Annotated in this window: 14 protein-coding genes; 10 read left to right on the top strand and 4 right to left on the bottom strand. The window is 72.6% G+C overall.

Translation table 11 applies throughout. The features are described from left to right. Positions 1-120 precede the first annotated feature (120 nt). Positions 121-1,452 carry a M14 family zinc carboxypeptidase gene (locus OG406_RS10695; protein WP_267048797.1) on the top strand — a complete coding sequence of 444 codons (1,332 nt, stop codon included), beginning with the start codon at positions 121-123 and terminating at the stop codon, positions 1,450-1,452. Positions 1,453-1,492: 40 nt separating this feature from the next. Here the strand turns inward: OG406_RS10695 and OG406_RS10690 are convergent, their stop codons facing one another. Then, the gene (locus OG406_RS10690) at positions 1,493-2,743 is read right to left on the bottom strand and encodes a M14 family zinc carboxypeptidase (RefSeq protein WP_266617267.1); all 1,251 of its coding nucleotides are present in this window, start codon (positions 2,741-2,743) and stop codon (positions 1,493-1,495) included. A 391-nt stretch (positions 2,744-3,134) separates the two neighbouring features. On the opposite strand from OG406_RS10690, the gene OG406_RS10685 reads away from it, so the two are divergent. Continuing rightward, positions 3,135-4,511 carry a cytochrome P450 gene (locus tag OG406_RS10685; RefSeq protein ID WP_329185469.1) on the top strand — a complete coding sequence of 459 codons (1,377 nt, stop codon included), beginning with the start codon at positions 3,135-3,137 and terminating at the stop codon, positions 4,509-4,511. On the opposite strand, the gene treY is transcribed toward OG406_RS10685, so the two are convergent. Continuing rightward, the gene (gene treY, locus OG406_RS10680; protein ID WP_329185467.1) at positions 4,408-6,882 is read right to left on the bottom strand and encodes a malto-oligosyltrehalose synthase; all 2,475 of its coding nucleotides are present in this window, start codon (positions 6,880-6,882) and stop codon (positions 4,408-4,410) included. The genes OG406_RS10685 and treY overlap by 104 nt on opposite strands. A 171-nt stretch (positions 6,883-7,053) precedes the next feature. Continuing rightward, the gene (glgX, locus tag OG406_RS10675; RefSeq protein WP_164375041.1) at positions 7,054-9,162 is read right to left on the bottom strand and encodes a glycogen debranching protein GlgX; all 2,109 of its coding nucleotides are present in this window, start codon (positions 9,160-9,162) and stop codon (positions 7,054-7,056) included. Positions 9,163-9,341: 179 nt separating this feature from the next. Here glgX and OG406_RS10670 point away from each other — a divergent pair, with 179 nt between their 5' ends. The 4 genes from OG406_RS10670 (at position 9,342) to OG406_RS10655 (ending at position 13,755) form a co-directional block, all read left to right on the top strand. Then, the gene (locus OG406_RS10670; RefSeq protein ID WP_266617270.1) at positions 9,342-10,160 is read left to right on the top strand and encodes a Tat pathway signal sequence domain protein; all 819 of its coding nucleotides are present in this window, start codon (positions 9,342-9,344) and stop codon (positions 10,158-10,160) included. Positions 10,161-10,224: 64 nt separating this feature from the next. Then, complete coding sequence (locus tag OG406_RS10665; protein ID WP_266851846.1) at positions 10,225-11,541, top strand: copper amine oxidase; 1,317 nt, start codon at positions 10,225-10,227, stop codon at positions 11,539-11,541. Between the two features lie 119 nt (positions 11,542-11,660). Then, entirely contained in the window at positions 11,661-12,899 is a 1,239-nt protein-coding gene (locus OG406_RS10660; protein WP_081219985.1) for an SAV2148 family HEPN domain-containing protein, read from the top strand. A 133-nt stretch (positions 12,900-13,032) separates the two neighbouring features. Continuing rightward, positions 13,033-13,755, top strand: coding sequence for a 3'-5' exonuclease (locus OG406_RS10655; RefSeq protein ID WP_164375037.1), 723 nt, complete (start codon positions 13,033-13,035; stop codon positions 13,753-13,755). Between the two features lie 64 nt (positions 13,756-13,819). Here the strand turns inward: OG406_RS10655 and OG406_RS10650 are convergent, their stop codons facing one another. Further along, positions 13,820-14,683 carry a phosphotransferase enzyme family protein gene (locus OG406_RS10650; RefSeq protein WP_329185463.1) on the bottom strand — a complete coding sequence of 288 codons (864 nt, stop codon included), beginning with the start codon at positions 14,681-14,683 and terminating at the stop codon, positions 13,820-13,822. A gap of 202 nt (positions 14,684-14,885) precedes the next feature. On the opposite strand from OG406_RS10650, the gene OG406_RS10645 reads away from it, so the two are divergent. The 4 genes from OG406_RS10645 to mgt are packed head-to-tail and all read left to right on the top strand — an operon-like array spanning position 14,886 to position 19,188. Next, positions 14,886-15,824, top strand: a complete 939-nt coding sequence (locus OG406_RS10645; RefSeq protein ID WP_385441392.1) for a carbohydrate ABC transporter permease — start codon at positions 14,886-14,888, stop codon at positions 15,822-15,824. Continuing rightward, on the top strand, positions 15,821-16,654 hold the full coding sequence (locus OG406_RS10640; RefSeq protein WP_329185461.1) for a carbohydrate ABC transporter permease: 834 nt from the start codon (positions 15,821-15,823) through the stop codon (positions 16,652-16,654). Before OG406_RS10645 ends, OG406_RS10640 begins: the two co-directional genes overlap by 4 nt. Beyond that, positions 16,654-17,937: an ABC transporter substrate-binding protein gene (locus OG406_RS10635; RefSeq protein ID WP_329185460.1), complete on the top strand. Its 1,284-nt coding sequence runs from the start codon at positions 16,654-16,656 to the stop codon at positions 17,935-17,937. Before OG406_RS10640 ends, OG406_RS10635 begins: the two co-directional genes overlap by 1 nt. 57 nt (positions 17,938-17,994) lie before the next feature. Then, positions 17,995-19,188 (top strand): macrolide-inactivating glycosyltransferase, encoded by a 1,194-nt coding sequence (gene mgt, locus OG406_RS10630; protein ID WP_329185458.1) that lies wholly within the window; start codon positions 17,995-17,997, stop codon positions 19,186-19,188. Positions 19,189-19,437: the final 249 nt, after the last annotated feature.

Genomic DNA, 19,437 nt, shown 5'->3' with positions numbered 1-19,437 from the left:
CAGGGGTGTTGACGTGGACCGGAGCCCGTGACTGACTGTAGGGACACCGTGTACACCAGGTGAGCCGACGGCACCGCATGAGGGGGGTGTGTCCTGCCGCCTCTGCGCCGCTACCCGACCGTGCACGAACTCGGCGTCCACGCCGCCGCGCTCGCCGCCCGCCGCCCCGAGGACGTCCGGCTGCGCCGCGTGGGCACCTCCCGGGCCGGCGCGCCGCTGTGGCTCCTGTCGGTCGGACACGGCAGCCGGCAGGCCCTCGTCGTCGCCGGACCGCACGCCAACGAACCCGTGGGCGGCGCCACCGCCCTGCGACTGGCCGAGCGGGTCCTCGCCGACCCCCGGCTCACCGAGGGCGCCGACGCCACCTGGAACCTGCTGCTGTGCCTCGACCCCGACGGTTCCCGCCGCAACGAGACCTGGCTGTCCGGCCCGTACACACTCGGGCACTACTTCCGGCACTTCTTCCGGCCCGGCTTCCTGGAGCAGCCCGAATGGCTGCCCGAGGGCGAGGGCGGCCCCGTCCTGCCGGAGACCCGCACCCTGCTCGACCTCCAGGACGAACTGCGGCCCTTCCTCCAGTGCTCGCTGCACGGCGTCGACGTGGGCGGCGCCTTCGTCGAGCTGACCCGCGACCTGCCGGGACTCGCCCAGCGCGTCGCACACAGCGCCGCCCGCCTCGGCATCCCGCGCGAACTCGGCCCGTACGACACCCTGTACTGGCCGATGCTCGGGCCGGCCGTCTACCGCGTCCCGCCGCCGCGCACCGGCGATCTGGCCGCCGCCATCACGGAGGCCGCCGTCGAGTCCACCTGGTTCCACCCGCAGCCGTACGGCACGGTGACCGCGATCGTCGAGGCGCCCATGTGGGGCGTCGACGCCGTCGAGGACCCCGCACGGCCCGCCGACCCCGACGCCGTCCTGCGCTCGGTGAGCCACATCCTGCGCCGCGACACGCAGCACCTGGAAAGCGTCCTCGCGCGCGTGCGGCCCGGCCTGGGCACCTCGCCGGCGGTCGAGCGGCTCCTCGCCCCGGTCGACGACTATTTACTGGTCGGCCCCGGCATCGCCGACTCCTGGGACCCCGACGTGCGGGACTCCACGACCCGCGCCCTGCCGCCCCTCGACACCGCCCGGCTGACCGCCCTGCGGCTCGCCGGGCGCCGGGTCGCCCTGCGCACGGCGGGACTGCTGCACCAGCTCGTGACCGCCACCGGCCGCGATCCGGGGGGTGTGCTGCCCGAGCTCGACCGGCTCATCGACCTGTGGTGCGCCGACTACCGCGACGGCTGCGGCGCGTACTGGATACCGGTGGCCCGTCAGGTCGAGTACCAGGCACGCGTGGTGCTCGCCGTGTTCGACCTGGCGGGACGGCACCCGCGCGGGCGCTCCCCCGCGCGTGACTCCGGGTGGGGCGCGGTGCCGCGGCCCACGGCACCGGTGCGCCGGGACTGACCCGGGCGCGGGGACAAGGGCGGAGCGACCGTTCGCGGGGTCAGGCGGCGCTGTCGCGCGCGTGGCGGGCCGCCGCGACGACCGTACGGGCCTGGTGCTCGACCTGGTTCTCCAACGGCACCCAGCGCGCCCGGAACCGCTCGGCGAAGGCCTCGCTCCAGGAGGCGACCAGATCCGCGAGCAGCGGAACCTCGGAGTCGTCGGCCTCCTGGAGGACCCGCAGCAGCATCGACGCGGCCCGCAGCGGAAGACGCCGGCCGAACGCGTCGACGCTGCCCACGTACGCCATCGTCAGGTCCGCCGGGGGAGCCTGCGACCAGTCCCCGGCGAGGCCGGGCACCAACTCCAGCGCCCACTTCGCGGCCCGCAGCAGCGGACCGTCGGGTCCCGGCAGCCGGGGCGCGGCCCGCCCGAGCACCGCCTCCACCTGCACCGCGTCCGTCAGCAGCCGACGGGCCAGCCGGCGCAGCGCCGCGGCGGGATCGGGGTGCGGCGCCGGATCGTCGACCAGGTCGCTCGCCCACATCGGCACCTCGACGACCGCCGTCAGACCGCCGTAGCGGTGGGCGTGGTACCAGGTGCTGTGCCGCGCGTCGTCCGGCATGCTCGGGTACGCGGTGTCCGAGCCGGGCGCCGGCATCACGTGCACCCCGGGCCCCGAGGCGGGCCAGCCCGCCGCGTCCGACGCGGCCGTCTCGACGGGTATGTGCAGCTCGGCGGCCGACTTGGCGAACGGCTCGGCGAGACCGGGGATGTCCTTGGTCAACTGCACCCAGCTGCCGCCCAGATCGGTCCCGTGCAGGGTCACCTGGAGGTAGGGCCGCAGTTCGTCGATGACCCGGGTGAGCGCGCGGGTCTCCGGCGGCAGCCGGTCGGGCGGCAGCACGGAGGGCGACCACTCCGGCTGCTCGGGACCCGCGGGACGGAAGAAGCCCAGGTGGTAGTCGAGGAGCGTGCGCGGAGCGGGCGTCACATGCAGGCTCGCCCCGTCCGGGTCCGCGCAGAGCAGGAAGTGCCACGAGGTGTCCCTGCGCAACTCCCGCTGGAGGAGCGTGCGTTCGGCCAGATGCAACAACGTCGAACCACCGGTCGGTTCGTTCGCGTGGGCACCCGCGACGACGAGGACCGCGCGCCGCGCGTGCCCGACCGACAGCAGGTGGAGGGGTCTTCCCCCGCGGGAGACGCCCACCTGCCTGAGGACACACAGGTCCGGTCGGTGGGCCGCCAACGCCCGTGCGGACGTGACGATTTCGGTCACACTGGGGTAGCGCAACTCCGGCAGGTGACTCACCCCCGACTTGTCCGCCCTGCGTCGCTTTTGGCAGTACTCCACGCTCTTGGAGAACTGTCAAGGATTTGAAGGGGCGGCGCCAGAGGGCACCCCGTGGCACTTCTCCCCGCGCCGGGCCGAACCGGCCGGACGGACCGGCCCGTCCCGCACGCGCGCCCCGTTCCGGACCGGCGCGGAACAGCCCACCGGCCTGCGGAGAACCCGGCGGCGGTCGGCGAGGGACGGCGGCGCAGCCGTGCACGCGACCGGCCCCACGGTGCCTCCTCCCGCGGAGCCCGGCACGGCGATTCACCCGTACGGGCGTACGTGGACGGCGGCCCGACCCGCGCGATGGTCCGCTGGGAGGAACGCGCGCCCGGTCCGGCGCGCAGACCCGAGATGGAGGCCCGCGGTGCTCTGTCCCCACGGCCTTCCCGGCGAAGGCGCCCCGGCCGCCCCGCGAGCCGCCCCGTCCCCGCCGGCCGGCCCGCCGTCGGAGCGTCCGCCTCCACCGTCGGCGCCCTCCGGACACCCGTCGGACGGGCCGCCGGCGGCCTCGCCCACCGTCCCGACGGAGCCGCCGCCTCCCGCGCGAGGAGGCCCGTACCTACCCCCGCCGCTCCGGGCCGCGCCCGCGGACAGCGCGCCGAGCCTGCTCGACCCCGGCACCGAACGCGACCCCTACCCCCTCTACCGCACCCTGCGCGGGCGCTTCCCCCTGCTGTACGACGAGCCGTTCGACGCCTGGCTGATCAGCCGGTACGCCGACGTGCGCGCCGCCCTCGCCGACCCCCGGCTCGCCGCTCCGGAGCCCGGCCCCGCCCTGGCCCACCTGGACACCGGCGCGCCCGACGCCCACCGGGCCCTCGTGTCCCCGGCGTTCCAGGACGGCGCGTCCGCCGCCCTGGCCGCCGGCGTCGAACGCGCCGCGTACGTCCTGGCCCTGCGCCTGGCCGACCGTCAGGACGTCGATCTGGTGGCCGAGTTCTGCCAGTGGCTGCCCACCGCGGCGGTCGTCTCCGCCCTCGGGCTGCCGTACGAGGCCACCGCGCGCGTGCACTCCCTGTGCCGGGCGGGCCTCGACCACCTCGGGGGCCACCACCCCGCACTGGCGGACCTGCTGGGCCTCCACATCGCCCGCCGCCGCGCCCACCCCGGCGACGATCTGCTGTCCCTGCTGTGCACGGCCCGGACCGACGGGCGGCCGCTCACCGACGAGGCCGTGACCGGTGTGGCCGGGGTCCTGCTGGGCGCGGGCGGCGGCACCACCGCGCGGGCCCTCGCCACGTTCCTCGCCAACCTCCTCGACCACCCGGGCCAGCTGGACGCGATCCGGGACCGCCCCGAGCTGGCGGACGGCGCCTGGGCCGAGTCGCTGCGCCGCGATCCGCCGCTGCACGTGGTGCCGCGCCGGGCGCTGGAGACGATCGGCCCGATCCCCGCCGGCGCCACCGTGGCCTGCCTGCTCGGCGCCGCGGGGCGCGACCCGCGGCGGTTCGCCGACCCCGACCGCTACGACGCCTTCCGCGCCGACCCGGGCACCCTCGCGTACGGCTCGGGGCGGCACTTCTGCCCGGGCACCTCACTCGCCCGGCTGACCGCGGTGCACGGACTGCGGGCCCTGCTCGACGTCCTGCCGCACCTCCGCCGGGTCCCGGGGGACCGGCCCCCGGCGGAGGGACTGGTCAGCCGCTCGCCGCGGACCCTGCAGGTCCGGCTGCGCCGACCCGCTCCAGCAGGACCGCAGGCGATCGCCCGAAGAGGTCCGCCACGCGTGCGTGGCCGGTGAACACCCGCTCCGGGGCGTCCGGGGAGAGCACGTCGGCCCAGCGCCCCTCGGGGAGCGCGAGCCGGGTGTCGCCCCAGCCGCCGGCCTCCGCGAGCCGCAGCGACAGCCGGGTGACCGCCGTGATCACGTCACCGGACCGGACGAACGCCAGGCAGTGCCCGGCCGCGGGACCCTCGGCGGACAGCGGCGCGTACGTCGCCGCGTCACCGAAGACGTCCGGCCGCCGGGCCCGCAGCCGCAGCGCGGCCACCGTGAGCGCCACCTTCTCCGCGGAGGTGTCCCGGGGGGCGAACGCCCCCCGGTTGTCCGGGTCGACCAGCGCCCGGTACTCGCCCTCCGTCCCCTGGTACACGTCCGGCACCCCGGGCATCGTCAGATGGACCAGAGCGGCCCCGAGGACGTTCGCCCGGACGTGCGGCGCCAGTGAGGCGCGGAAGGCGGCCACGCGCCGCCCGGGAGGCCCGCACGGCCCCGCGGCCACGAACGCCGCCACCGCGTCCTCGTAGCCGGGGTCCCGCTCCGTCCAGGCGGTGTGCGTGCCGGCCTCCCGGACGTGCTTCAGCAGCGCGTCCTGGACCCGTGCCTCGTAGGCCGCGGCGGATCCGGCCGCGTCGCCGTCGCCGGTGACCGCCTCCTCCGCCGGGCCGAGGCCGAACACCGTCTGCCACGCCGCCCACGCCACCTGGGGGTCCGGCATCCCCGCACCCTCGCCGGACACCTCCTCCAGGACGTCGGACCAGCGGTCCGGGCACTGGGAGAGGACCGAGACGGCGGCGCGCACGTCGGCACTGCGTTTCGTGTCGTGGGTCGACAGAACGGTCCCGGCGACGGGCCAGTCGCGCTGGACGCGAGCGCAGTAGGCGTGGAAGTCCTCCGGGGACACCGCGGGCCTGCCCGGATCCCCGCCCACCTCGTTCGCCGACAGCAGCGGCACATAGCGGTAGAACGCCGTGTCCTCCACGGACTTGGCCCGCAGCGCCGACGACGTCTGCGCGAACCGGGCCCGGAACTCGGCCCGCTCCGGCCCGTCGCCGCCCCGGCCGAGCACCAGGTCCCGGACGACGTCCACGGCGTGCGCCTCCTCCGGCACCGTGAACGCGGCCCTGGCCTCGTCGGCGGCCCGCTCGGTCACCACCAGGGAGGCGTCCGTGGACGGGTACGGCCGGTACACCTCCATACGGACCAGCAGCTCGCGGAGCGCGGCGCCCAGCGCCCAGGGGGCATGGTCGCGCAGGGTGGGGTCGGGGGAGGCGGCGCACAGCCGGCTCACCACGCGCGTGAGGCGGTCGACCTCCGTGGCCAGTTCGTGCGTGACCACCTTGTACGCGGCCCGCCGCACCGTCGTCTCCCAGTGGCCGCCCCGGTCCGCCTGCGGCGCCGCGAAGCGCCGGTAGCGGCCGAGCAACTGGCTCGCGCCCGCCGGATCGGCGAACAGGCCGTCGACCTGGTGCAGCGCGTCGTACCCGGTGGTGCCCGCCACGGGCCACGCGGCCGGCAGGGGCTCGCCGTCCGCGAGGATCTTCTCCACCACCGTCCACCGCCCGCCGGTCGCCTCGTGCAGCCGGCGCAGATACGCGTCCGGGTCCGCGAGGCCGTCCGGGTGGTCGATGCGCAGCCCGTCGACCACCCCCTCGTCGAGCAGCTCCAGGATCTTCGCGTGGGTGGCCGTGAACACCTCGGGATCCTCGACCCGCACCCCGATCAGCTCCGAGATGCTGAAGAAGCGGCGGTAGTTCAGCTCGGTGCGGGCCAGCCGCCACCACGCCGGGCGGTACCACTGGGCGTCCAGGAGCTGCGGCATCGGCAGCTTCTCGGTGCCCGCGCGCAGCGGGAACACGTGGTCGTAGTAGCGCAGTATGTCGCCGTCGACCTTCAGGTGCCCGATCTCGGCACCGAGCCGGTCCCCGAGCACCGGCAGCAGCAGCCGCCCGCCCTGGGCCTCCCAGTCGATGTCGAACCACCGCGCGTACGGCGACTCCGGGCCCTCGCGCAGCACCTCCCACAGGGCGCGGTTGTGGCGCGGGGCCATCGCCATGTGGTTCGGCACGATGTCGACGACGAGGCCGAGACCGTGCTCCCGCGCGGTGCGGGCCAGCGAGCGCAGGCCCTCCTCGCCGCCCAGTTCGGCCCGCACGCGCGCGTGGTCCACGACGTCGTAGCCGTGCGTCGAGCCCGGCACCGCCTCCAGGACCGGCGACAGGTGCAGATGGGAGACGCCGAGCGAGGCCAGGTACGGCACGGCCGCCTCCGCCCTCGCGAAGGGGAACTCCGGCTGGAGCTGGAGCCGGTAGGTGGAGGTGGGGACGACGGGGGGCACCGGGCCGGGGACCACCGAGTCCGCCAACGTCGGTTCGGGACGCTCAGGTGTCATGGGGACTTACGTACCCGCCCCGCCGCCTTTCCTGTCACCCGGGCGCCGTACAGCGCTCGCACGGCGTCGGCGGGGGCCCCGCAGCGGCCACCCTCGCGCGGTGACGCGCACACGAACGCGTGCGCCTCCGGGAAGGGAGGCGCACGCGCGTGTGCCGATGGCCGGGCGGTCCTAGGCGGGCCGCTGAAGCACCGTCATGCTCCGGTCGACGAGGGTCAGCCGGTCCCCGGCGTCGACCTTCGCGCCCGCCCCCGGGGCGATGCCCCCCGGGAGGGAGGTGTCGACGACGACCTGCCACTGCCGGCCGTGGTCGACCGGCACCACGAAGTCCAGGGACTTCGGCGAGGCGTTGAACAGCAGCAGGAAGGAGTCGTCGGCGATGCGCTCCCCGCGCGGGCCCGGCTCGGAGATCGCGTTGCCGTTGAGGAAGACCGACAGCGCCCGGGCCGTCGCGGAGCCCCAGTCGTGCTCGGTCATCTCCTGGCCCTCGGGGGTGAACCACGCGATGTCGGACAGCTCGTCGTGGGTCCCCTGGACGGGCCGTCCGTGGAAGAAGCGCCGCCGCCGGAAGACCGGGTGGTCGCGGCGCAGCCACACCATCGCGCGCGTGAAGTCGAGGAGTTCGCAGTCCTCCTCCGGCCACGGCACCCAGGCCAGCTCGCTGTCCTGGCAGTACGCGTTGTTGTTGCCGCCCTGGGAGCGCGCGAACTCGTCGCCGTGGCTCAGCATCGGCACGCCCTGGGAGAGCATCAGCGTGGCGATGAAGTTGCGCCGCTGCCGGCCGCGCAGCGCCAGGACGCCCTCGTCGTCCGTCTCGCCCTCGGCGCCGCAGTTCCACGAACGGTTGTGGCTCTCGCCGTCGCGGTTCTCCTCCCCGTTGGCGTCGTTGTGCTTGTCGTTGTACGAGACGAGGTCGTTCAGGGTGAAGCCGTCGTGGCAGGTGACGAAGTTGATGGAGGCGAGGGGCCGCCGTCCGTCGTCCTGGTAGAGGTCGGAGGAGCCGGTCAGCCGCCCGGCGAACTCGGCGAGCGTGCGCGGCTCACCCCGCCACATGTCCCGCACGGTGTCGCGGTACTTGCCGTTCCACTCGGTCCACAGGGGCGGGAAATTGCCGACCTGGTAGCCGCCCTCGCCGACGTCCCAGGGCTCGGCGATCAGTTTCACCTGGGAGACCACCGGGTCCTGCTGGACGAGGTCGAAGAACGACGACAGCCGGTCCACCTCGTGGAACTGGCGGGCCAGGGTGGCCGCCAGGTCGAAGCGGAAGCCGTCCACGTGCATCTCGGTGACCCAGTAGCGCAGCGAGTCCATGATGAGCTGGAGCACGTGCGGGGAGCGCATGAGCAGCGAGTTGCCGGTGCCCGTGGTGTCCATGTAGTAGCGGGGGTCGTCCGCCAGCCGGTAGTACGAGGCGTTGTCGAGGCCCCGGAAGGACAGCGTGGGGCCCAGGTGGTTGCCCTCGGCCGTGTGGTTGTAGACCACGTCGAGGATGACCTCGATGTTCGCCTCGTGCAGGGCCCGGACGGCCGATTTGAACTCCAGGACCTGCTGGCCGCGGTCGCCCCAGGAGGCGTACGCGTTGTGCGGGGCGAAGAAGCCGATGGTGTTGTAGCCCCAGTAGTTGTTGAGGCCCATGTCGACCAGACGGTGGTCGTTCACGAACTGGTGTACGGGCATCAGCTCCAGTGCCGTGACGCCCAGTTCCGTCAGGTGTTCGATGATCGCCGGATGGGCGAGGGCCGCGTACGTGCCGCGCAGTTCGTCGGGAAGCGCCGGATGGCGCATCGTGAGGCCCTTGACGTGGGCCTCGTAGAGCACGGTGTGGTGGTACTCCGTACGGGGGCGCCGGTCGTCGCCCCAGTCGAAGTACGGATTCACCACGACGGACGTCATCATGTGGGGGGCGGAGTCCAGGTCGTTGCGCTTGTCGGGCGACCCGAACGGATAGCTGTACACCTCCTCGCCCCACTTGATGGCGCCGGAGATCGCCTTCGCGTACGGATCGAGCAGCAGCTTCGCGGAATTGGCGCGCCGGCCGCTCTCGGGCGCGTACCGCCCGTGCACCCGGAAGCCGTACCGCTGCCCGGGCATGACGCCGGGCAGGTAGGCGTGCCGGACGAACGCGTCCGTCTCGCGCAGTTCCACGGCCGTCTCCGAGCCGTCGTCGTCCAGCAGACACAGCTCAATACGGTCGGCGGCCTCCGAGAAGACCGCGAAATTGGTACCGGCACCGTCGTACGTGGCACCGAGTGGATATGCCTCACCAGGCCAGACCTGCATGGATATGACTCTTCCAGTAGTGCCGTGCCCCTGGGGGCGAGTCCGAGTCGAGTCTCCCCGAAAGTGATGGAACCTCCAATGACTTACATCCCTCTTACCCCGCGACCAGGCATACCTCGTATGCCGAACCAGTGGGGCTTCGAACGACTCCTGGAAACGCAGGGGGAGTAGGGGGAAATGTGCGCAGGACAGTGCACCGCCATCTGGGCAAGGTGGTGGCGGGCGCGGCCATCGCGGTGGCCGGAACGGCCGTGATGATCGGCATCACTCTTCCGGGGTCGGCGGGGGCCGACGACACCGGCGGGGGCAAAGGAGGCGGGGGAACCGCCGAGCAGCTCGCGGCTCAGGGACAGGCACCGGACGGCGCGGTGCGGCCCGGTGTCGTCGAGCAGGCGCCGGCCCAGGGGGAGAAGGGCACCGGACGTGACCCGCTGACCGACGACGAGATGAAGCGCGTCGAGCGCATCGCGGTCAGCCGGCAGCTCTTCGACTCCAGCGAGAACGTCGAGGGCGCGCGCGGACCGCAGCGCCTCGGCATCGACCTCACCGAACCCGAGACGTCCGAACTGGACGACCCGAACGCGCCGCGCCGCGCCGACGTCTCGTTCTACGACTACAAGGACGACACGCTCGTCACCCGGACCGTCAACCTCGACACCGGCAAGGTCGAGCACACGGGCGTCCAGCACGACGTGCAGCCGCCGATCAGCCGGGCCGAGATGACCGAGGCCACCGACCTGCTGATCGCCGACCCGCTCGGCGCCGGTCTGAAGGCCGACTACAAGGACGCGACCGGCAAGGCACTGACCTCGTCCGGACAGCTCGTCCTGAACAGCATGGTCTACCGCGCCACGCCCGGCGCGCAGCCCGCCGTCCTGGACGCCTGCGGCGTGCACCGGTGCGTGCGGCTCTTCCCGAAGGTCAAGAACGGGCCCTGGATCGACAGCCGTGACCTGGTGATCGACCTGAGCGCCCGCAAGGTCGGCAGGCTCGGCTGAGCGCCGGCTTCCCGCCCCTTCCTCCTTCCCACCTTCACCGCTTTCCGCAAGGAGTCACGTCCTCATGCGCGTCAACAGAAACAGTCGTGTCCGCAGCCGGGCGGCGGCGGGCCTCTCGGTGCTCGCCCTGGCCGCCGGCGCCACGACGGCGGCGGGACCGGCCGTCGCCCAGCCCAAGGCCGCACCCGCTCCGGCCCCCGACTGCAGCGCCGCCTACCGCATCGAGCAGAAGCTCGCCACCGGCACCACCTGGCGGATGTGCTGGCACTACGAGAGCGAGGCCGGACTGGTCCTGGAGGACATCTCCTACCAGCCCCCCGGCGAGGCCGCCCCGATCAAGGTCCTCAGCACCGCGAAGCTCGCCCAGATCGACGTCCCCTACGACGACGGCTCCGTCGAGTACAGCGACCTGACGGGCGCGGGGTTCGGCCAGGGCCTGATGGACATGGCCCCCACCGAGTGCCCCGGCGGCACCATCAAGACGGTCAAGGTCCCCGAGGCCTGGGACCCGCAGCACGCGAACGTCAAGGGCCTGTGCACCACGACCCGTTCACGCGGCCACGCCTACCGGATGCAGGCCGACACCGGCAACAAGGTCTTCCAGAAGCAGGGCAAGGACCTGCTCGTCTACACCGTCAACAAGGTCGGCTGGTACGAGTACATCACCGAGTGGCGCTTCCAGGACGACGGCACCCTCAACATGAACGTCGGCGCCACCGGCAGTCTCTCGCCCGGTGACTACGACGCGGGCGACGGCCGCGGCTGGCCGCTCGGCAAGGGCGCCAAGGACTACGCCACCAGCCACAGCCACAACGTCTTCTGGCGGCTCAACTTCGGCCTCGACGGCTCGTCCAAGGCCAAGGTCGAGCAGTACGACTCGACGGTCAGTCCGCCCGCGCACGGTGCCGAGGCGCCCAGCAAGAAGACCACGCTCACCAAGGTCACCAAGGAACTGGCGGGCGACGCCAAGAACTCGCGCTGGTGGCGGGTCGTCAGCAACTCCGGCAAGAACAAGGACAACCACGCCCGCTCCTACGAGCTGATCCCGGGCGCGACCACCAAGTACCTCGGCCGCACCTTCACCCAGCACGACGTCTACTTCACCGAGTACAACAAGTGCGAGCAGTTCGCCAGCGACAACCTGCGCAACTGCGGTGCCGGACACGGCAAGTCCGTCGACAAGTGGGTCGGCGGACAGACCCTCACGCACCCCGTGGTCTGGGTCAACGTGGGCTTCCACCACATCGCCCGTGACGAGGACCAGCAGCCCATGCCGGTCCACTGGCAGGGCTTCTCCATCGCCCCGCGCGACGTCACCGCTATGAATCCGCTCACTCCGCCGGAGCTGGCGGACCAGAACGGGCAAGCGCAACCGCGGTAGTTGGGAAACAGCCTGTCCATCGGGCTGCACCGCCGACCGCTCCCGGAGTACCCTTCCTTGATCGTTGATTGGGGCCTGGCCCCTGGGGATTGCTCGGGGGAGCGGAAGGCGGTGCGTGGGTGGGCTCGGGAGGGCTGGAGCTGCCTCCTGGTGACGAGGGTCACGAGGGGAACTCCACAGATGTCCCACCCGGCGCGGTGTCCCTGGCACGGCCGATGGAGATGGGATCCATTGGACCGGAACTGGACTGGGGGGCCGACGCCTGGCGCGAGGTGCGCACCCGCGCGCAGCGGGCCGGCCGCGCCTACATCTGGCTGAACCTGGTCGAACAGCGGCTGCGCGCGGTCGTGGCCGCCGTCCTGCGCCCCATCTACGAACCCGTCCACGGCGACGACTGGGTGGTCGCCGCCGCGGGACCGGCCGGACAGGAATGGGTGCAGCGCGCGGTCGCGGTACGCGAAGTCAGCCGCCGCAAGGGGTACTTGCTCGATCCGGCCGACGACAACGTGCTGAGCTTCCTCACCCTGCCGCAGCTGCGCGAGCTGATGGTGCAGCACTGGCCCTGCTTCGAGCCGTACTTCGACGAGCGCCGCGACGTCGAACTCGCCCTGGACGAACTGGAAGTGACCCGGAACGTCGTCTCGCGCAACCGCGCCCTGTCCGAGGCGGTCCTCGGCCAGGCGGAGCGGGCCGCGGGGAAGCTCCTGGAGATCCTCGGCGCCGGAAGCGACGTGCCCTCCGCGCGCCGGCTGCCCGTCGACGCCGTCGAGGAGCTCGTCGGCGACCGGTACGCGGACGTCGTCGGGGTGCACTCCGACCGCGTGCGGCTGCTGCGCCAGTTCCCCGCCGAGGACCTCTTCGGGGACGCCCGCCGGCTCGACGCGATCGGCATCGGCCTCAACCTGCTGGTGCAGAACTTCTCCGGACGCCGGCTCGTCCGCCTCGCCGAGTCCGGCTGCCGGGTCCGGCTGCTGTTCCTGAACCCCGCCTCCAGCGCCGTCAAACGGCGCGAGCGTGAACTCGGCATCAAACGTGGCGAGTTGAGCCGCGCCGTCGAGATGAACATCCTGCACATGCGGCGGGTGCGGTCCAAGCTGCGGGACCCGGACGCCTTCGAGATCCAGGTCTTCGACGAGACCCCCCGCTTCACCGCCTACCTGGTGGACGGGGACGGCTCGGACGGCATCGCGGTCGTGCAGTCGTACCTGCGCCGCACGCGCGGCATGGAGGCGCCGGTGCTCGTGCTGAGAGGCGGCAGCCGTACGGTCAAACCGGACGACAAGGGCGAAGAGGGTCTTTTCCCGACCTATCGCGAGGAGTTCGAGGTGGCTTGGGCGGATTCACGGCCCGTGTCCTGAAACGGCACACCCGGCGCACCCGTCCCGCGCGCACCCGTCCGTCGGCGACCGGAACGCGGTCCACGGATTGTCAGTGGCCCGTGCGATCGTGGAGACCACTGGGGGAAAGCACCACGAAGAAGGGGGGCCATCCATGGGCTGGCACCGGGAGCTGCTGATCGGCTTCGACCTGGAGACGACCGGGACCGATCCGCAGGAGGCGCGCATCGTCACGGGTGCCGTGATCGAGGTCAGGGACGGCGAGCCGAGAGGGCGCCGCGAGTGGCTGGCCGATCCGGGCGTGGAGATCCCGGCCGACGCGGTGGCCGTGCACGGGATCACGAACGAGCGGGCGGCCGCGGAGGGCCGCCCCGCCGACGAGGTCGCCGAAGCGCTCGCCGACGTCCTCACCGGCTACTGGAAGACGGGCGTCCCCGTCGTCGCGTACAACGCCGCCTTCGACCTCACGCTGCTCTCCGCCGAACTGCGGCGCCACGGGCTGCCGTCGCTGCGCGACCGGCTCGGTGGCAGCGACCCGGCGCCGGTCATCGACCCGTACACGATCGACCGCTCCGTCGACCGCTACCGCCGGGGCAAGCGCAACCTGGAAGCCGTCTGCACCGAGTACGGCGTGGCCCTGGACACCGCGCACGACGCCTCGGCCGACGCACTCGCCGCCGCCCGGCTCGCCTGTGCGATAGCCGACCGCCACCCCAAGGTGGCGAGCCTCGGCCCCGCCGAACTGCACCGCAGCCAGATCGACTGGTATGCGGCGTGGGCGGCCGACTTCCAGAGCTTCCTGCGCCGCAAGGGCGAGGCAGACGCCGTGGTGGACGGCACCTGGCCCCTGCGCGACCTGGCCGGCGAACGCGTCTGAGCCGGCCCGCCCCGCCGTCCTGCGCTCTGCTCCGCTCCGCCCCTCAAGGGCTCCGGCCCGCGGGTCAGAAGGGATACCAGCGCACGGTCTCGTCCCCGTCCCGCAGCGAAGCGACCCGGCGTGCGAACTCGGCCCGCGCCTTGGGATTGGCCGGCGCGTGCTGGGCGACCCAGGCGCAACTGGCGGTCTCCCGGGCACCCCGCAGCACCGAGCAGCCCTCCCACGCCCGGACGTCCCAGCCGTAGGCCCCGGTGAACGCGTCGTACGCCTCGGCCGGAAGTCCGTAGCGGTCGCGGGAGAGCGCCATGACCACGAGGTCGTGCTCGCGCAGATCCGCCGAGAAGGTCTCCAGGTCGACCAGCACCGGTCCGTCCGGGCCGACATGGACGTTGCGGGGCAGCGCGTCGCCGTGGATCGGGCCCGGCGGCAGATGCGGGGTGAGCGCGGCGGCGGCCGAGGCGAAACCGTCGCGTCGTTCCCGCAGGTACGCGGCGTCGGCGGGATCGATCGCGTCGCCCGCCAGGCGCAGCCAGCGCTCCACACCGCCGAGGAGTTCGCGGGGCGGCAGGGCGAAGCCGGGAGAGGGCAGCGCGTGCACGATCCGCAGCAGCTCGGCCAGATCGCGGGGCTCGGCGGGGCGTACGGCATCGGGCAGCCGGTGCCACACCGTCACCGGATGCCCGTCGACCAGCAGCGGCGCCGGCTCGGCGGCCCGCACGGCGGGAACCTCCGACGCGGCGAGCCAGCCGGCGATGTCCAGTTCCCACCGTGCGCGGTCGAGGAGTTCGGCGTCCCGGCCGACCTTCACGACCAGGTCGCCCGCGGCGAACACCGCGTTCTCGCCGAGCGCGAGGAGCGTCGCGTCCCGCGCCGGCCCCGGCAGTACGTCCGCCGCGGCCAGTACGTCCCGCGCCCGTGCCTCGTCCATCGCTCGCCTCCGTGTCCTCGCGCGCGGCCCGCGCGCTGTCGCTCGTCACGGCGTCGGGTTCACGCCATCCGTCCGCCAGTGTCCCATTGCCACAGGTCGGACCAGGTGCACGGTGTCTTGACGACCTCCACCGCCTTCACGACCATGACGGGGGCCGCCGGGACGGCCGGTCCCCGCGAGCCGCCCGAAGGAGCTGAGTCACGTGACCTTGACGGCCGGGGCGGAGCGGTCCGCGCGGGGAACGCCCCGCGCCACGGGCCGGGAGGGCGGGCCCGTCGATCACGGCGCCTGGTTCCTGGTGCTGCCCGCGCTCATCCCCATCCTGGTGCTCAGCGTCGGACCGCTGCTGTACGGGATCGGGCTCGCGTTCACCGACTCCCAGTCCGGGCGGACGGCGCCCACGCGGTGGGTCGGCACGCTGAACTTCCAGGACCTGCTGCACGACACCCTGTTCTGGGAGTCGTTCCGGATCGGCCTGGTGTGGGCGGTCGGGGTGACCGTCCCGCAGTTCCTCCTCGCGCTCGGGCTCGCCCTGCTGCTCAGCCAGGACCTCCGGCTGCGCTGGCTGGCCCGCGCCCTCGCGATCGTCCCCTGGGCCATGCCCGAGGTCGTCGTCGGCATCATGTGGCGGCTCGTCTACAACCCGGACGCGGGCATCCTCAACGAGACCCTGCGCGACCTCGGTCTCGGTGACGGCCGCGACTGGCTGAGCGGACTCTCCACCGCGCTCCCCGCGGTCGTCGTCGTCGGTGTCTGGGCGGGTATGCCGCAGACGACGGTCGCGCTGCTCGCCGGACTGCAGAACACCCCGCGCGAACTGCACGAGGCCGCCGCGATGGACGGCGCGGGCGCCTGGCGCCGCTTCCTCACGGTCACCTGGCCCGCGCTGCGACCGGTCGCCCTGGCGATCACCGCGCTCAACTTCATCTGGAACTTCAACTCGTTCGCCCTGGTCTACGTGCTGACCAACGGCGGTCCGGGCGGGCGGACGCGCCTGCCGATGCTCTTCGCCTACGAAGAGGCGTTCCGCTACGGGCAGTTCGGCTACGCGGCGGCGATGGGCTGTGTGATGGTCGCGGTGATCTCGGTGATCCTCGCCCTGCGGCTCGTGGCCACGCTCAGGGGAGGCGACGACACGTGAGGACCCGCAAAGGAGCCCGTGCCGGCCAGTACGCGGCACTGCTCTGCTATCTCGTCTTTCTCGCCTTCCCCTTCCTGTGGCTGATCTCCACGGCCTTCAAGCCGGCGCGGGAGCTGGCGAGTCTGCACCCCACCTGGATCCCTCACGACCCGACGCTCGCCAACTTCCGGCAGGCCTTCGACGAGCAGCCGCTGGTGCGCGCGGCCCTCAACTCGCTGACCGCTGCACTCGGCGCGTCCCTGATCGCGGTGGTGATCGCGACGCCGATGGCGTACGTCATCGCGCGGCACCGCACCCCGCTCGCGAAGGCCGCCACCGGCTGGGTCGTGGTCAGCCAGGCGTTCCCCTTCGTCCTGGTGATCATCCCGCTGTTCCTCGTGCTGAAGAACCTGCGGCTCATCGACTCGATGACGGGGCTGATCATGGTGTACGTGGTGTGGGCGCTGCCGTTCGCGCTGTGGATGCTCGTCGGGTACGTACGGGCGGTGCCCACCGAGCTGGAGGAGGCCGCCGCGGTCGACGGCGCCGGCCGCGTGCGCACGCTGGTGTCCGTGACCGCGCCGCTGCTGGCGCCGGGCATCGTGGCGACGGCGCTGTTCGCGTTCATCAGCGCCTGGAACGAGTTCTTCTTCGCGCTGGTCCTGCTCAAGACCCCGGAGAAACAGACGCTCCCGGTCGTCCTGACGCACTTCATCGGCGCGGAGGGCGTCGCGGACCTCGGGCCGCTGGCCGCGGCGGCGTTCCTCGCGACCCTGCCGTCCCTGGTGGTGTTCGCGCTCATCCAGAAGCGGATCACGGGCGGCATGCTCGCCGGGGCGGTGAAGAGCTGATGCGCACACGGCTCCTGACGGTTCTCACCGTCCTCGGTCTGCTCCTCACCGCCTGCACGGACGGCGACGGCGGCCGTTCGCACGGCGTGATCACCCTGCGCTTCCAGTCGCTGGCCTGGCAGCAGGACTCCGTCACGGCCAACAAGGAGCTGGTGAAGGAGTGGAACGCGACCCATCCCGGCATCAAGGTCGAATATGTGCAGGGCAGTTGGGACAGCGTCCACGACCAGCTGCTCACCTCGTTCGAGGGCGGCGAGGCCCCCGACATCATCCACGACGCCTCGGACGACCTGGCCGACTTCGCGTACGGCGGCTATCTCGCCGACCTGCGGGGGCTGTTGCCCGCCCGGCTGAAGTCGGGTATCCCGCAGCGGAGTTGGGAGGCCGCCACCTTCGGCGACGGTGTCTACGGCGTGCCCTTCCTCCAGGAGCCGCGTGTCCTCGTCGCCAACTCCCGTCTGCTGAAGGCGTCCGGCGTGCGCGTGCCCACTCCGGACAGGCCCTGGAGCTGGGACGAGTTCCGCTCGGTGGCGAGGAAGCTCACCGGGAAGGGCGCGTACGGCGTCGCGTGGCCGCTGAAGGAACCGGTCTCGGCGACGCTCAACCTCTCCCTCTCGACGGGCGGCCGGCTCTTCCACCGGGGCGCGGACGGCAAGGTGACCGTGCGGTTCGGGGACGCCGACGCCGTGGTGCCGCGGACCGTGCGCGATCAGGTGGCCACCGACCACAGCGCGTCGGGCACCACGCTCGGCATGGGCGGATCCGACACGCTGCCCGGCTTCTTCGGCGGCAAGTACGCGATGGTCCCCCTCGGCTTCTCCTACCGTCAGCAGATCGCGCAGCAGGCACCGAAGGGCTTCGACTGGCAGGTGCTGCCCGCGCCCGCCGGAGCGGACGGGCTCACCCAGGGCGTCAGCCCGCAGACGCTCTCCATCGCCGAGGACAGCCCGCACAAGAAGGAGGCCGCCGCGTTCCTCGACTTCCTGCTGCGGCCGAAGAACATGGTGCGGCTCGCCCTCGGCGACTGGATGCTGCCCACCGGTACACAGGCGCTGCGCGATCCGGCCCTGCACACCGCCAAGGACGACTGGGCCACCGGCACCGCGCTCGCGGACCGGCTGCGCCCGGCGCCCGCCCAGTCCGTGCGCGGCTATCCCGAGTGGAAGGACAAGGTGGCGACCCCCGCGTTCCAGGAGTACTACAGCGGCGCGATCGGACTCCGTGAACTGCGCGAGCGGCTGGAGAGGGACGGGAATCTGGTGCTGGCCCGCTACCAGCGCTGAGGCCGCGGCCCTCGTTAATGGTTGGACGAGACGTCTCGTCTCGCTTAGGGTCGACGCATGACCAGCCGACCTGCCCATATCGCCATGTTCTCCATCGCCGCGCACGGCCATGTGAACCCGAGCATCGAGGTGATCAGGGAACTCGTCGCCCGTGGCCACCGGGTCACGTACGCGATCCCGCCCGCGTTCGCCGACAAGGTCGCGGAGACGGGCGCCGAACCGAAGCTGTGGAACTCGACCCTGCCCACCGACGACGACCCGGACGCGTGGGGGACCGAACTGATCGACCACATCGAGCCGTTCCTCGCCGACGCCCTCCAGGCCGAACCGCAGCTCGCGGCGGCGTACGCGGGGGACGAGCCGGACCTCGTGCTGTACGACATCACCGCCTATCCGGCCCGCGTGCTCGCCCACCGCTGGGGCGTCCCCCTCGTGCAGCTCTCGCCGAGCATGGTGGCCTGGGAGGGGTACGACGAGGAGGTCGGCAAGCCCCTGTTCGAGCCGCTCAAGCAGACCCCGCGCGGCAAGGCCTTCTACGAGACCTTCGCCGGCTGGATCGCCGGGAACGGCATGGACCTGAGCGTCGAGGACTTCATGGGCCGCCCCGACCGCTGCCTGGTGCTGATGCCGCGAGCCCTGCAGCCCAACGCCGACCGGGTCGACGAGGAGCGCTACACCTTCGTCGGCGCCTGCCAGGGCGACCGCTCGGCACAGGGGGAGTGGCGGCGTCCCGCCGGTGCCGGACGGGTGCTGCTCGTGTCCCTGGGCTCCAGCTTCACCAAGCAGCCCGCCTTCTACCGCGCGTGCGCGGAGGCGTTCGGGGACCTGCGGGACTGGCATGTCGTCCTGCAGATCGGCACGTTCGTCGACCCCGCGGAGCTGGGCGAGCTGCCGGACAACGTGGAGGTCCACTCCTGGGTGCCGCAGCTGTCCGTCCTGCGCCAGGCCGACGCGTTCATCACCCACGCCGGCTCGGGCGGGAGCCAGGAGGGCCTCGCCACCGCCACGCCGATGGTCGCCGTACCGCAGGCGGCCGACCAGTTCGGCAACGCCGACATGCTCCAGGCGCTCGGCGTGGCCCGCCACCTCCCGGCGTCCGAGGCGTCGGCCGCGGCGCTGCGGGAGGCGGTCCTCGCGGTGGCCGACGATCCCGCGGTGGCGCGGCGGCTCAAGGAGATCCAGGAAGGGATGGCGGGGGAGGGCGGTGCCGGCAGGGCGGCGGATCTCGTCGAGGCGCACCTGCGCCGCTGAGCCGGCCCGACGGCGCGGCGTGACGGAGTGGCGGCGGCACGCAAAAGACCCCCGGAATCTCACCGTAAAGGGGTCGCGCGGTGCCGCCGCGTCATGGTTGCGCGCGAACAGTGAAGTCCTGGCGCGCTTTGGATAACGGACGGGTATTTATGTAACGCTCAGGTAACGCGGGGCTCACCGGGCATATCCATGGACTCGGTATTCGGGAAGACCGTTACCCCTTCCAAAAGGTTGCACGGAGCGGATCTT

Source organism: Streptomyces sp. NBC_01428 (genome assembly GCF_036231965.1).
In the GTDB taxonomy this organism is placed as follows: domain Bacteria; phylum Actinomycetota; class Actinomycetes; order Streptomycetales; family Streptomycetaceae; genus Streptomyces.
The sequence above is the reverse complement of the archived record's forward strand: the minus strand, read 5'-3'. Positions and strand labels throughout refer to the sequence as shown.

What these genes read in the sequence shown, in the direction of transcription:
- OG406_RS10655 (WP_164375037.1), top strand. Translation starts at nt 13,033, where the DNA reads ATGGGCTGGCACCGGGAGCTGCTGATCGGCTTCGACCTGGAGACGACC.
- OG406_RS10635 (WP_329185460.1), top strand. Translation starts at nt 16,654, where the DNA reads ATGCGCACACGGCTCCTGACGGTTCTCACCGTCCTCGGTCTGCTCCTC.
- OG406_RS10650 (WP_329185463.1), bottom strand. Translation starts at nt 14,683, where the DNA reads ATGGACGAGGCACGGGCGCGGGACGTACTGGCCGCGGCGGACGTACTG.
- treY (WP_329185467.1), bottom strand. Translation starts at nt 6,882, where the DNA reads ATGACACCTGAGCGTCCCGAACCGACGTTGGCGGACTCGGTGGTCCCC.
- mgt (WP_329185458.1), top strand. Translation starts at nt 17,995, where the DNA reads ATGACCAGCCGACCTGCCCATATCGCCATGTTCTCCATCGCCGCGCAC.
- OG406_RS10665 (WP_266851846.1), top strand. Translation starts at nt 10,225, where the DNA reads ATGCGCGTCAACAGAAACAGTCGTGTCCGCAGCCGGGCGGCGGCGGGC.
- glgX (WP_164375041.1), bottom strand. Translation starts at nt 9,162, where the DNA reads ATGCAGGTCTGGCCTGGTGAGGCATATCCACTCGGTGCCACGTACGAC.